Raw genomic sequence first — 14195 nt, forward strand, 5'->3', positions numbered from 1 at the left:
AATCAATTATTTCTGTGATTTAAGGTATTCATTAAATTGTTTTTTCGTTTTGTCATCAGCTTTTTGATACCAATACTTAAGCATTTCAGATGTCGTAGCTTGTAACGCCGGATCATCATTTTTATATCTTTTACTGGGAACATTTTCATTATTACCTTCAATCGGTCCTGTCAATAGTGCCGATTGAGAACTGATTGCAGCGGGACCGTTATGATTATTATAATTTCTGACTTCTTTTTCATAATCCCGTGCGATCTGAATTCCGTTTCCAGGAAGCGTATCTTGTGTAACCGAGAGTTGTTCGCCCTTGTCCGTTTTTATTTGCCAGGATAAGTTTTTTATCCCATCTTGTGCTTCAGTGAATGTCCAGTAGTTAGGCATAATCATTCTGGCATGCGTTGAATTGATGGTGAATTTTGCAATGACAGTGTCACTATCATAAGTTCTGAAATCATCGGTACCTTGTTTTACCGTAGTTCTGAATTTAAATACGATCTGATTTTCGCCATCAGGAAGTTTTAAGTCATTTGTAGAGCTAAAGATAAAACGATCTTTATCATAGTTCTGACCATTTACAACATAAATAGTGACTTCATCTGGAATAGTTAATGTTGATTGGGCCAAAACTGGAGTAGTACAGGTAAGTAGGACGGCAGTAAAGATTTTTTTTATATTTTTCATGATGGCTCCAAACTGGTATTTTTATTAAGTTCTTGAGTAAAACTCCCTACCTGTAGCATCGTTAAGTAGGGAGTGTTTTTTTATCAATAGCTATAGAATGCTTTTAAGCTTTCAAGCGCACGATGTGGCGTCTGATAATCAAAGAAGCTGGTATCCTCAACCGCACTCGTTTCCCCAACAACCCATCCAGCTCCCTTAACATCTATGGCAATGGGATCCCAGTACGAGATGCCTTCTACAACGCCTGTGTTATACATGGCTCGGAAATACTCCTTCATATATTTCAACTGTCCTTCAGGCGTAGCCCCATAGTTTTCTGGCCCATCCGGATCAAGGTTGTTAGCGACAATGAGCGATTGAATATCAGCGGCTCCGAACTGTGTTTTTAACGTCCATGGATAGCCTACCTCACAGATCATTACATGCTTATCAGAATATTTTGCGATATGGTTTACAAAGTTTGCCATTTCACCAATAGACATGTTGGTCCAGAATGGATACATGGATGCACCAATAAGGTCATAGTTGAGACCATATTTCCTGGCATCATCAATCCATCCCTCATAAAACTGTTGGTTAGGGACGGTAAGATGGATGACAACTTTCGTTTCAGGAGAAACTGCTTTCACGGCTTCATAGCCTTTCTGCAAAAGTTGGTAGTACTCTTCGCCGCGAGTTACCCCAGCAACACCATCATTAATTTCATTTCCAATGGAAATATATTCAGGCGTAACGTTATTTGCTTTAAGGGTCGTCATCACTTTATAGGTAAAATTATATAATGCTTTTTGTAGCGCGGCACCTTTAAGACCTTCCCAATCTTTTGGAACCGCCTGCTGTGCTGGATTAGTCCAGAAATCACTATAATGAAGTGACAGGAACAGAGTCATGCCATGATCTTTTGCTGCTTTGGCCGTTTTAACTGCATCGTTCAAGTCCTGAAACCCTTCCTGTAAACGATAAGACTTACCGTTAAGATCTACCGGTGTGCCAGGTTTGTTATAAATACGGATCCGCGCGAGATTGAAGGCATTATCCTGAAGAATACTGAGGACATCCTTTTCATTCCCTTTCTCGTCAGCCCATTTACCGCCAACTGAATAAGTGAGATTTCGATATGTGATATCACCACCAACGTGCATAGCGGTGGGGGGGACTCCAGGTTGAGGTTGCGGTAGTAATTCAAAATTATCTGCAAGTAACCATTGACCTGCATTTCCCTTTGAACTCACTCCAATCGTACAGTTACCTCCGGATACCTGGATTTGCTGAGATTCGACAATAGTCCAGTGATCTGTATTCCCTTCGGTTTTAGGAATAGCTGTATGTGAATCTGCCCCACCGCAATTCCGGGTGAATATTTCGGCCACTGATTGCCCGCCACTACTTTGTGTATACGCCCGCAAGTAGTATTTTCCGTCTTTAATGTTTTTCAAGACATGGAAGGATTCAACAGAATACGCACTATCAGACTTATGCCCGAGACTGGTATTATCATAATGGCCCTTAGAGGCAATATAGCTTGCATTCACATCGCCTGTCGACGTCCAGCCATTTTCTGCCAGAGTAGTAGATGATGCCTGAACACATCCCTGAAAACTGAGAAGCGCAGTTGCGAATATGAACAAACCTATTTGTTTTGACGTTTTTTTGTTTCTCATTATAAATCCTCTCGAAATTATAACCGAGTTAAGGTGTGATATGTTTAGTTATGATTAAAACATGAAGATAACACCAGCTGCTGAACGGTCATCATCAATGATGCGATAATTCACAAGTTCTGAATCTTCGTTAACCAGGCTAAAACGATGATCGAACCACAGTTGTACGTTCGCAGTAAGTTTATAAAGCACACCTGCTTGTATATATTCCGCCATGTCAAAGTTACCGGCTGTTTTATCTTTTACTTTACTCTGGACATATGAAATGGAAGGGCGTAACCCGTTATCAAATTGATACTGTAATACAAACTCCATGTTCTGTGTTTTGTCTGCCGTTTTGTAATCAGCCCATGATTTATTTATGGGAGTAAGATTTCTGGTCTCTGAGTAGACCGATGCGAGGTATAGATGATCAGAAGTATAGAGTCCACCAATCCCCCACGCTTCAGCATATTTCTCCCCCTCCGACTCGAGGGTGTTTTGTTTTTGAGTGCGACGAGAATTGCTATAGGCACCCGTCAAGGTTAACCCTTGGGCGATCTGATAACTTAGAGAATAACCATAACCCTCACCATTTTCTTTATCCGGGTCATATCCCTCACGTTTTGCTTGATACTGTAGTCCAAAATCAAGGCCAGAAAGTTTGCCAAAAAAATCCTCATTCCGATAGGTGAGCATGCCATCACCACGGCTAACCATAAAGTTGTCTGATGCATTTGTCCATGTATCACCAGAGAAGTAAGGCGCGATATCGGTATAGCGTTCAACATCGTATAAAACGCCATAGTTTCGCCCATAATCCAGTGAGCCAACATTAACCATTTTTAGGCCAGCAAATTGTTGTCGGACTCCACCATTTGAGCTCCATTCATTTTCACCGCCGGTAATACGGTATTGCCAGAATCCGTAGCCAGTAATATCACTTGTGACCTTTGACTCCCCATAAAACCCCAAATCAACAAGTGATTTATCGTAATTGCCATCACTATTGAACTCTCTACGAGAATTCATTCCACCATATAAATCTACTTTCGTTCCATTCTTGTTGTAAATTTCTATCGCTTGCGCATGATCTATAAATAAGACAATAGGAATCATAACGGCTAATAGCTTAGCTTTATTCACTTTTATCTCCAGTAAAATACAGTAGGCATTGTTAGGCAAGCTGGCGTTGAGTTAATAACACCAGCTTTATTTTTTAATTTGTTAATTTAGATTTTGAATTTATGGTCGTAAATAACGTCCAGATGAATATCTTTTAAGTCCAGTCCGGCCCGCTCCTCTGATTCAATGTAAATATTGTCTTCCGTTTTTTTAGATATGATGAGTTTGACGTTGTTGCCAAACCGTTTTATATGTCGAAGGCTGACGAGCCATGTCGTTCCTTTATAGAAGTCATCGGCAACAAGAATATCGTCAACATATAGCTGAGCAATGTCTCCGATATAGTCAAGACAAATTAATGCATCAGAATTATCGGCTAGGTTGATGTTATCTATATTTAACCGCCAGGATTTAATCTGATCGGTTTTTGATAATAGGAGTTCTTCGCTACCCAGAGTTTCAGGAATCTCAGTAGTAATTTCGTGGTACTCAATACAGTTCGTGAGTGAAGGTTTATGATATTCATGTTCAATAAACTTCGAGCCGTTCCAATGAAACCAGGATAGATCACTGTTAGCTTGTCGGTAAGCAGTAAGATATTCACCATCCCGGAATAGATCTGCTGGTGAATAAAATATCTCTCCTTCGAGGACAAACAGTTGTTCAGCCTGTTGCTGTGTCAATGTAACAACGTTTATGGAAATGCCTTCGCTCTGATGTTTAAAAGTGCTATCAAGACCTGCACGAACTTTATTAGACGAACCATCGGCCCAAGTGAATTCAGCATCAATACCATCCAGAGCCATAAAGAATACTGTGTTGTCATGTTGATATAGCAACTGAGCCGTGGCATAAGCGAGCGTATTGCCGCTGATATTCAGGTTATAGGGTAGAATGAAATAGCTCCCTGACGGAACGTGCAGACCCTGGTGCGGGAATGTCAATGTACCGTTGGCAACCGGAACGACAAATTGTACGCCGTCATGCGCGGAAAGATTACTATGTCTTTGATAGTTATTAACAAAAACATAGCCACTTTGCCCGTTTGTGCGTAACCCATAGCGTAAGGAATGTGTGTCATAGCGTCCATCAAGTTCTATTGCTTGAAACTGTGGATGCATTTTTCCCAGTGAATCACCAAAGGCGTTCAGGAAATGGTGCTGAATTTTTAGCTTACCGTACTGTGGATTTATCTGCCCAAACTCACCAATAGGCGCCTGGAAGTCGTAGCTACGTACGGGCAAATCATTTGGGTAACCCGTTGCTTTTGACTCCTGCATTGTATGCTTTTGGCCAATTGGATTGGTGCCGCCACGGTACATGTAGTATCCCGGCATATTATTGCCACAACCAATCTTAACCATCGCAAGTGATGCTGCGTCATCTGGGCTAATGACAGGGCGGCGATGATGCGTTACCTGAACGCCTGGCCCAATTTCGCAAGTTGCAAAAGGATAAAGGTCGTATTTCATCTGAAACACATCATCATCCGTCTCTTTGGCGATAATGAGATCTTTTCCGATGGAGTGGTCATTTCGCGCAGGCAGGAAAAAATAGTGTGAAACCGGCTCAAGCTGCCTGGTATGCTCTTCCCAGGGGGCATCCGCGTATCCACCAAATACAGGCAGAACATCCCGTTCAGGAATTGCTGCGCCGTAGGTCGCATTCCAGCCCGTGGCGGTATAAATCGGTGCCTTTAGTCCCAGTTCGAGAGCAAGATCTTTTAGCGTTTTGATGTGGGCTGCGTTATCCGTCAGTTCGTTCTCCAACTGAATGGCGCAAATCGGGCCACCTTCCTCAAACAGGAAACCACTCATCTGGGTTTTCAATTGACGCCAGTAGCGTGTTACGTAGTTTAGGTATTCCGGATCATCAGTGCGTGTCCTGCAGCCTTTTTTCACTAACCAATCCGGGAAGCCACCGTTTCGTAGTTCTGCGTGGCACCATGGGCCTATGCGCATAACAACCTCTAATCCGCACTCCTGAATTAGGGTGAGGAAGTGCCGTAAATCATAATTTCCCGTGAAGTTAAACTGTCCTTCCTCCTCTTCATGGAAAATCCAGAAGACATAAGCAGCAATGACGGTGATGCCTCCTGCTTTTATCTTCAATAGTTCATCTTTCCATATCTCACGATTAACACGCCCGTAGTGGATTTCTCCCATTATTGGAATCCAGCACTCGCCATTTTTCTCAAGATAATGATTAGTCACTTCTAGTGAAGTGTTTCCATTATGGCCGCCAAGATTAAGGTGTCCACGCAATAAGTTAGAGGGTTGTTCATTCTTAAAATGATAAATCATTATGCATTCTCCATATATTTTAACTATTTTTTGTTATGCTGGTGTTGACTCTGAATATGGCTTTACTCTTTTTTTGTCTTTATCTTCTAGCATAATTGAAGAGAAAATCGTAAAGGTGCCGGCAATAGAACCAAAGATAATATAAGCGTTAACAAAGCCAACTGAATCGTAGAGATACCCTGCGAGTGGTGAGTAAATAGTGGTAGCTAATGACGCAGAAAATAACATCAGAAGATATACTGTAGAAGAGAGTTTGTTATCGAAGTTAGCTGCGATAAACTTGAAGAGTGATACGACAATTAATGGTTTTTCGATGGCATGTGCCATTTTCATTGATGCTATCCAGATTGGGCCCAGTTCAATCGCAGAACCTAAAATTCTCGCCGTCATGATTGTGCCAGCCAGGATTAATGCTTTTTTTGCACCGATGCGATTAACGAAAAACGGAACTATGGCAAGAAATACCGTTTCGAAGCACACCTGAATAGAGCCTAGAACGCCAAACCAATGGTTGCCTTCTGCTCGAGTAGTAAATTGCATAGAGAAATATTGGGCGAACTGCTGATCGTAAGTATCATATATCTGATTCACAAAAAGCATGAAAATCATCAACATCCAAAATTGCTTGTTTTTGAGCAATTCTAACGCGTTTACTACCTTGAGTGATTCCGTTGCATTAACTTCATCCTTGGTTAAATCAATGCGGGTAAAAAGAAAGCAAAACCCTGCCAGTAGGATGGCTATACTTCCCATCCAGAAAGGAATGTCAGGATTTGAGTCGATATATTTACCGGTCAACCAGGTTGCGAATGCCCAACCTAATGACCCCCACATCCTTACTCTTCCGTATTCGAATTCATACCGTCTGGATACTTTATCAAGATAACTGTCTATAACACCGCAGCCAGTATTAAATATAATGCCCAGATACACACCGCCAAGCACCGCCCCGACCCAAAAGGCATTGACCAGTAATGGTGCATAGACATAGATAAAAAATGGCCCAACAGGCAAAAGTAATAAAATTAAGAACCATACCAGCCTTTTCTTGAGGCCTAGTTTATCTGAAATATAGCCAAAGATAGGCTGCATCAGTAAAGCAATCATGGCATTAATCGAATAGATAATGCCAATGTTGGTGGCACTTATACCTAAGTGTTGAGTGGTCCAAATCACAAAAAATGACATGGTCGCTGACCATGAAAAAAGGTATAAAAAATCAAAGGCACTTAGCAATACATAATTTTTCCTGCTTGTAAGGTTCATCTTAAAGCCTCGCCCACACGAATATTTAAAATGTGCTTTGTCTGGTATTTTTCATGCAAACGACAATGCACGTTATTTATTCTATAAAGATGTATCCACAGATTATGTAAGTGCATAATCTGTTTTTATCCAGAATCTGAGTGGTAGCGTAGAGCAACAAGTGCTGGCGGACTTTGCGCCGAGATTTATATTTCAGTAAACAAAGATTACTAATCGTCTTTTATGCGGTGATGGAAAATGACCGGTCAATCAGGCGTGTGCCAACGCGGCTTCAACATATAGATAGCCAATGCCGGTGATCTGCTGCTGGCGGGTCAGATTGCCGAAGCCTATCTGCGTTTGACGCATGCGAACGGCGTCGCCCTGGTCAAAAGGTGTAAAACCAATCTGCCGATAGATAGTCTGTAGCCATCTGTCGCCGAATTCACAGCTGCGACCATAGAACCAAATTTGGTTAATATTTAGAATATTCAGGAGATTATATAGCGTTAACCCAATGGCATTCGCCGCTTCTTCAACCCACTGCACCACCTGCTCGTCGCCGTTGTGCCAGGCGTCGATGAGCTGGCTGCTGGTCATATTTTCTGGGTCTAAACCGGACGATATAGGTTGTGATTTCAACCACACTCGTGCCTGTTTTTTTAGCGCCGAGAGTGATGCGACGGTTTCCAGACAGCCGTAGCGTCCGCAATCGCAGGCAGTGCCGTCACGATCGAAAATCGTATGCCCAATCTGACCGCTGCCGTTGAGCATCCCGCGGTAGATTTGGCCGTTGATGACAAATGATGAACCAATACCGTAGTCGACATTGACGATACAAAAGTCCTGACGATTACCGCTATTTTGCCACTTCTCAGCCAGCGCTAGCATGATGCAGTCGTTATCGACGCGAACCGATACTCCCAGACGTTCCTCCAGCAGGTACTTAATCTCAATTGGTTTTTTCCACGGTGCCTGCGGCATTGTTTGCGAGACACCCGTATCAGGATCCACCTGACCATGAACCCCAAGCGCAAGATTGATTCGCCGTCCCGGGCATTTTTTTTGCTGTTCACGCCACAATGCTTCAATGGCTGAAAGCAGGTGTTCTGGCGTGGGGGCGTTAATCTGAGTCTGGAGAAATTCGCCGACAGGCGTCATTTGCGCATCGATTAGCTGATTTTCAATGCTGGTGGGCGTGACGTTCATGCACAGAATCAGCGGTCCCTCCTTGGGGATCTGATAGTGCCCGCTGTTCATCCCACGCGAGCTGAGGTTTTCGCTGTAGTGGCTGAGTTTCCCTTCGCCAACCAGTTCGTCGAGGATCTTGCTGATCGCTGGAATAGATAACCCGGTGTGCGTGGCCAGTTGCGATTTACTCAAACGCTTATAGCGCCAAATCAGCGTCATAATTGCTCGGCGGTTGTGCTGCCTCACCGTTTGGTTATTCAGTCCTGCTATCTGCATATTACTAAACCTTGTTAATTGTAATGCGTGAGCATTGCGCAATTTACCGGAAATTAACTCCTCTACACTGCCATCCTATCGTATTTCACTGTGTTTTGTTTACTGGAGAATGATTATGTACGGAGTGGTTAAGGTCTGGAAGGAGACCCTTACGTTACCAACGTGGACAACGGGCAACGAAGACGCAAACCCGATGTTTCTCGAAAAGCGTGTGTATCAGGGGTCGTCGGGCGCGGTGTATCCCTATGGGGTGATTGACACCCTGACCGGCGAACGTGAGATGCGTGATTATCAGGCAGTATGGATGGAGAATGATTTCATTCGAATTATGCTGTTACCGGAACTCGGCGGCCGTATTCATCGTGCGTATGACAAGGCCAAACAGCGCGATTTCGTCTACTACAACGAAGTGGTGAAACCCGCGTTGGTTGGGCTATTAGGGCCTTGGATCTCCGGCGGTATCGAGTTCAACTGGCCTCAGCACCATCGTCCAACCACTTTTATGCCCGTTGATTTCACCATTACGCAGGGTGAACAGGGTGAACAAACGGTGTGGATGGGGGAAGTCGAACCGATGCGCGGCTTACAGTTGATGGCTGGCTTCACGCTGTACCCGGACAGGGCGCTCGTGGAAATTACCGGCAAAGTGTTTAACGGTAACGCCACACCGCGCCATTTCCTGTGGTGGTCAAACCCAGCGGTGAAGGGGGGAGACGATCACCAGAGCGTATTCCCGCCAGACGTCACGGCGGTGTTCGATCACGGTAAACGTGCCGTCTCGTCATTTCCTATTGCCACCGGTACCTATTACAAAGTGGACTATTCCGCGGGTGTCGATATCTCTCGCTATAAGAATGTGCCAGTCCCCACTTCCTACATGGCGGAAAAGTCAGAATATGATTTTGTCGGCGCCTGGCATCACGGCGAGCGCGGTGGCTTGCTGCACGTGGCGGATCATCACATCTCGCCCGGAAAAAAACAGTGGTCATGGGGGCACGGCGAGTTTGGTCAGGCTTGGGATCGTCAGTTGACCGACGAAAACGGCCCTTACATTGAGCTGATGACCGGGGTGTACACCGATAACCAGCCGGACTTCACCTGGCTTGCACCGTATGAAGAGAAGGTTTTTGTACAGAATTTTCTCCCCTACAGTGAGCTATCGTCGGTGCAGAACGCCAGTACCCGGCTGGTGATGCGTCTTGAACGTCAGGCGTCGCAGCTGGCGCTGGGGCTGTATGCCGTTGCGCCGCTGCACGACGTGCGGGTGGAAATTCGCGATGGCGAGCAAACGCTGTGGCGTACGCAGGTGACGCTGGAGCCGGGCGAAAGCTGGCAGGAGACGCTGGCGGAGGGGTGGCCGCAGCGCCTGACCATGGCGGTGTTAGCCAGCGATGGTACGCCGCTGCTGCAGTATGAGGAGCACATTCCCGAAGCGACGCCGCTGCCCAACGCCGCCAGCGCGCCAAAGCAGCCACACGAATTGCATAACCCTGAAGAACTTTATTTCATCGGCCAGCATATTGAGCAGTACAACCACGCCAGCCGTTACGCCGAGGATTATTACCGTAGGGCCATTGAACTGGACCCGGAGGACTATCGCAATAACGTGGCGCTGGGCAATCTGGCGCTGAACCGTGCCGACTGGCTGATGGCGCAGCGCTGTGCTGAATTGGCGCTGGCTCGTGCACATCGACTGAACAAGAACCCACGCGATGGAGAAGCTAGTCTACTGCTGGGGGCGGCTTTCGAGCGTCAGGGCGAAGTGAGCAAAGCATGGGATAGCTACTATAAGGCAAGCTGGAGCGGCAACTGCCGCGATGCGGCGTTTTATTCGTTGGCGCGGCTGGCGATGGTGCGCGGCGATGAGGCTGACGCGCTGGCAAAGGTTGAACTCAGCCTGCAGTTTAATGGCAGTAATAACCTCGCGATGGGGTTGAAAGCGCTGGCGCTTGCAACAACGCAGAGTCAACAGACGGCGTTGACCTACATTGACCTGGCGTTGAAAACGCACCCGCTGAGCTATGTGTTGCACTATGCGCGTTGGGCCATTAGCGGCGATGAGGCGTCGGGCGACGCATTGCGTCAGGTGACCGGGGGACGAGGTATTAACGCCAGTACGCTGGCGGGGTGGCTGGTATCGCTGGGTAAAAAGCAGGCGGCTAGCGAACTGCTGGCGCTGCTGGACTGTCAGGAAACATTGCCGCTGCTTTGGCAGGCTTCGCTCAGCGACAACCCGCAGTCATATCTACTTAATGCCCAGCGCAGTTTTGCCAAATGCGTCCGCTTCCCCAATACGCTCGATGAAGTAGTGATGCTGCAATCTCTGCAACAGGACGCCTTTGCCTGTTATCTGCTCGGTTGCTTCTGGTACAGCAAACGTCGCTATGATGATGCCATTGCCTGCTGGCAGCAGACGCTGGCGCAACAGCCCGACTTTGCGCCCGTGCACCGGTTGTTGGGGATCTACGCCTGGAATAAACAGCATAACGCCCAACTGGCGAGCCGCTATTTACAACAAGCGGTGGCACTGGAGCCAGACAACGCCCGCTTCTTATTTGAGCTGGATTATCTCAACAAACAGCAGGGCCAGAGTCGGGAAGCGCGGCTGGCGTTACTGACGCCGCGTCGCGAAGTGGTGCTCAAGCGTGACGATCTCACTGCCGAGTTGCTCAGCCTGTGGAATGGCGTTGGGGAATATGCCGAGGCGGCGCAGGTGCTGCGCGAACGCGATTTCCATCCTTGGGAGGGCGGGGAAGGGAAGGTAACGGGGCAGTATCTGCTTAACCAAATCCATCGTGCGCTGACGGCGATGTCCCTGGGCGATAGCGGCCTGGCGATAGAATTACTACAGCAGGGGCTACGCTATCCGCTGAACCTGGGGGAAGGGCGCTTGCCGGGGCAGACCGATAACGACATCTGGTATCTGCTGGCGCACTGCCATCAAATGCGAGGCGAAGACGCGCTGGCCGTTCAGGCGCTGTCGCGGGCGCTGCTGGGGGATTACGGCCTGAGCGCCGGGCGTTACTACAATGACCAGCCCGCTGACTATTTGTTCTGGCAGGGTATGGCGATGCGGGCAAACGGTCAGTCTTCTGAAGCGGATGCGCATTTCCACAGCTTCCTCGACTGGGTAGAACAACAGCGTGACTGCGTGCCGGAAACGGACTTCTTTGCCGTATCGCTGCCGGATCTGGTGGCGCTGGACGTCAGCCCGGAGCAGCAACATCAGCAGCACTGCTTGTTTATTGAAGCGCTGGGCCATCTGGGGCTGGGGAATGTATCCGCCAGCCAGCAGGCGATGCAGCGGCTTCTGCAGCTGAACCCGGCTCACGATAAGGCGCATCTGATTCGTCATGCCCTGCAAAGCGGCATTTTTTCCTGAACCTCAATGGGCGGGCCTGGCCCGCCTGAACCCTACTGTTCCCTGCGTTTCCCTTATAGAGGAATCATTATGAATAATGCGCAGACACATCTCAAAATGGGCTACGTCTGGACTATCTGTCTGGTCGCCGCCTGCGGTGGTTTACTGTTTGGCTATGACTGGGTAGTCATTGGCGGCGCAAAGCCATTTTATGAAGCCTGGTTTTCTATTACCGATCCGGCACAGTCCGGCTGGGCGATGAGTTCGGCGTTGGCGGGCTGCGTTTTCGGCGCATTAATCTCGGGATGGTGCGCCGATAAACTCGGGCGCAAGCGGCCCTTAATACTGTCCGCCGTGCTGTTCAGCGCCTCGGCGTGGGGGACGGCGGTCGCCAGCAGTTTCGATATGTTTGTGATTTACCGCATTGTGGGCGGCGTGGGGATTGGTCTGGCTTCCGCTCTCAGCCCGCTTTACATTGCCGAAGTCAGCCCGGCAGAAAAAAGAGGGCGCTTTGTTGCGATAAACCAGCTCACTATCGTGATTGGCGTGCTGGCCGCTCAGCTTATCAACCTGATGATTGCGGAACCCGTGGCGACGGGAGCGACACAGCAAATGATTGTCGAAACCTGGAACGGGCAGATGGGCTGGCGCTGGATGTTCGGCGCAGAACTGGTGCCGGCGCTGGCGTTTCTGATACTAATGTTCTTTGTTCCCGAATCGCCGCGCTGGCTCATGAAGGCCGGGAAGCCCGAGCGCGCCCGCGCCGCGCTGGAACGCATTGGTTCCGCCGACTATGCAGACAAAATATTACGCGATATCGCGCACACGCTGGAAAATGATAACCACAAAATCTCCTATAGCGCGCTGCTGGCTCCGCAGGTAAAACCGATCGTTATCATCGGCATGGTCCTCGCTGTCTTCCAGCAGTGGTGCGGAATTAACGTCATCTTTAACTACGCACAGGAGATTTTTGCCTCGGCGGGATTCGATATTAACAGCACGCTGAAATCGATCGTCGCAACAGGGATCGTCAACCTGGTGTTTACCCTCGCCGCGCTGCCGCTGGTGGATAAGATCGGCCGCCGTAAACTGATGCTGCTCGGCGCTTTCGGATTGACGCTGATCTATGTGCTGATTGCCGGCGCTTACGCCATGGGCATTATGGGCTGGCCGGTACTGTTGTTGGTGCTGGCGGCGATTGCCATTTACGCTTTGACCCTGGCGCCGGTCACCTGGGTGCTGCTGGCGGAAATCTTCCCCAACCGCGTTCGCGGACTCGCCATGTCTTTAGGTACCCTGGCGCTGTGGATTGCCTGTTTCTTGTTAACCTACACTTTCCCGCTGCTTAATGCCGGTCTGGGCGCGGCGGGCAGCTTCCTGCTGTATGGTGTTATTTGCGCCGCCGGCTATCTCTATATCCTGCGCAACGTGCCGGAAACAAAGGGGATCACTCTCGAAGCCCTGGAAGAACAGCTGGCGCAACGCCATACGGGCGTTAATGCGGCGAAGCAGGAGCAGATGCGCTAATGGCGGAAGCGTGGATTCTGGAGAACGCGCATCTGCGGATGTGCGTCTCTTCTCTGGGCGGCAAAGTGCAAAGTTTATTCTCGCGGCACTATCAGGCGCCGGTGCTATATGAAAATCCCGCCGGCGGCATGTTTCCGATGCTGCCGATGGCCAATCGCGTTGCCGGAAATCGCTTTATTTTTCAGGGACGCGAGATAGTCCTGCCACGTCACCACGCCGACGCGCATTTTTTTCTCCACGGCGACGGTTGGCTGCAGCGTTGGGATATCATTGCGCGCGGGGGCGATTTTTGCGTGTTACAGCTACGTCGGCAGCATGTCTGCGGTTTCGATTACCTGGCGCAGATCCGCTATCAGTTGCAGGGTAACCAACTGATAGCGTCGCTGATGCTTACCCACTGCGGTAGTACGCCTATGCCCTACGGCGGCGGTTTTCATCCCTTTTTCTCCTTTGATAAGCGCAGCACGGCGCAGTTTGCCGCCAGTGGCTACTGGCCGGAAGGGGAACAGCACCTGCCGCTGGACTGGCAAAGCCATCTTCCCGGCTATGCCGATTTCAGCCACCCGCAGTACGGTGAGGATCGCTGGCTAAACGTCGGCTATTCCGGCTGGAGCGGGCGGGCGAGGGTGATTAGTGATGTGATGGATGTCACAATTCTTTCGCAAACTCCGTGGTTGATGCTTTTCAGAATGCAGGATGAACCGTTCCTTTGCCTCGAGCCGCAAACTCACCCGGTAAACGCCCATAACATGGACGGCCAACCGGGGCTGCGGGTTTTGGGCACTGGAGATACGCTGAACTTTTCGCTAACAATAGACGTTCAGGGGCGCGGATAGCGCCATTTTT

Annotated in this window: 9 protein-coding genes; 3 read left to right on the top strand and 6 right to left on the bottom strand. The window is 48.7% G+C overall.

Annotated features, from left to right (window positions below):
* Positions 1 to 6 precede the first annotated feature (6 nt).
* The 6 genes from ABLV52_RS18090 to ABLV52_RS18115 form a co-directional block, all read right to left on the bottom strand.
* Positions 7 to 681 (bottom strand): DUF2057 family protein, encoded by a 675-nt coding sequence (locus ABLV52_RS18090; protein ID WP_348890715.1) that lies wholly within the window; start codon positions 679 to 681, stop codon positions 7 to 9.
* Positions 682 to 764: 83 nt separating this feature from the next.
* Positions 765 to 2342, bottom strand: coding sequence for a glycosyl hydrolase 53 family protein (locus ABLV52_RS18095; RefSeq protein ID WP_077274032.1), 1578 nt, complete (start codon positions 2340 to 2342; stop codon positions 765 to 767).
* Between the two features lie 54 nt (positions 2343 to 2396).
* Entirely contained in the window at positions 2397 to 3467 is a 1071-nt protein-coding gene (locus ABLV52_RS18100) for a porin (RefSeq protein ID WP_064162340.1), read from the bottom strand.
* Positions 3468 to 3553: 86 nt separating this feature from the next.
* Complete coding sequence (locus tag ABLV52_RS18105) at positions 3554 to 5749, bottom strand: beta-galactosidase (RefSeq protein WP_348890716.1); 2196 nt, start codon at positions 5747 to 5749, stop codon at positions 3554 to 3556.
* 33 nt (positions 5750 to 5782) lie between these two features.
* Entirely contained in the window at positions 5783 to 7015 is a 1233-nt protein-coding gene (locus tag ABLV52_RS18110; protein WP_064162342.1) for an oligosaccharide MFS transporter, read from the bottom strand.
* Between the two features lie 249 nt (positions 7016 to 7264).
* On the bottom strand, positions 7265 to 8461 hold the full coding sequence (locus ABLV52_RS18115) for an ROK family transcriptional regulator (RefSeq protein WP_049013886.1): 1197 nt from the start codon (positions 8459 to 8461) through the stop codon (positions 7265 to 7267).
* 115 nt (positions 8462 to 8576) lie between these two features.
* Between ABLV52_RS18115 and ABLV52_RS18120 the strand changes: the two genes are divergently transcribed.
* From ABLV52_RS18120 to ABLV52_RS18130, 3 genes are all read left to right on the top strand, one after another.
* Positions 8577 to 11843 carry a DUF5107 domain-containing protein gene (locus ABLV52_RS18120; protein WP_348890717.1) on the top strand — a complete coding sequence of 1089 codons (3267 nt, stop codon included), beginning with the start codon at positions 8577 to 8579 and terminating at the stop codon, positions 11841 to 11843.
* A gap of 69 nt (positions 11844 to 11912) precedes the next feature.
* Complete coding sequence (locus ABLV52_RS18125) at positions 11913 to 13349, top strand: sugar porter family MFS transporter (RefSeq protein WP_348890718.1); 1437 nt, start codon at positions 11913 to 11915, stop codon at positions 13347 to 13349.
* Positions 13349 to 14185 (top strand): aldose 1-epimerase, encoded by an 837-nt coding sequence (locus ABLV52_RS18130; RefSeq protein ID WP_032453727.1) that lies wholly within the window; start codon positions 13349 to 13351, stop codon positions 14183 to 14185. Before ABLV52_RS18125 ends, ABLV52_RS18130 begins: the two co-directional genes overlap by 1 nt.
* Positions 14186 to 14195: the final 10 nt, after the last annotated feature.

It is taken from the genome of Klebsiella sp. GB_Kp056 (assembly GCF_040064755.1).
GTDB lineage: Bacteria > Pseudomonadota > Gammaproteobacteria > Enterobacterales > Enterobacteriaceae > Klebsiella > Klebsiella quasipneumoniae.

Excerpts from the sequence above, each read along its gene's own strand:
- ABLV52_RS18095 (WP_077274032.1), bottom strand. The coding sequence starts at position 2,342 with ATGAGAAACAAAAAAACGTCAAAACAAATAGGTTTGTTCATATTCGCA.
- ABLV52_RS18115 (WP_049013886.1), bottom strand. The coding sequence starts at position 8,461 with ATGCAGATAGCAGGACTGAATAACCAAACGGTGAGGCAGCACAACCGC.
- ABLV52_RS18105 (WP_348890716.1), bottom strand. The coding sequence starts at position 5,749 with ATGATTTATCATTTTAAGAATGAACAACCCTCTAACTTATTGCGTGGA.
- ABLV52_RS18130 (WP_032453727.1), top strand. The coding sequence starts at position 13,349 with ATGGCGGAAGCGTGGATTCTGGAGAACGCGCATCTGCGGATGTGCGTC.
- ABLV52_RS18110 (WP_064162342.1), bottom strand. The coding sequence starts at position 7,015 with ATGAACCTTACAAGCAGGAAAAATTATGTATTGCTAAGTGCCTTTGAT.
- ABLV52_RS18120 (WP_348890717.1), top strand. The coding sequence starts at position 8,577 with ATGTACGGAGTGGTTAAGGTCTGGAAGGAGACCCTTACGTTACCAACG.
- ABLV52_RS18090 (WP_348890715.1), bottom strand. The coding sequence starts at position 681 with ATGAAAAATATAAAAAAAATCTTTACTGCCGTCCTACTTACCTGTACT.
- ABLV52_RS18125 (WP_348890718.1), top strand. The coding sequence starts at position 11,913 with ATGAATAATGCGCAGACACATCTCAAAATGGGCTACGTCTGGACTATC.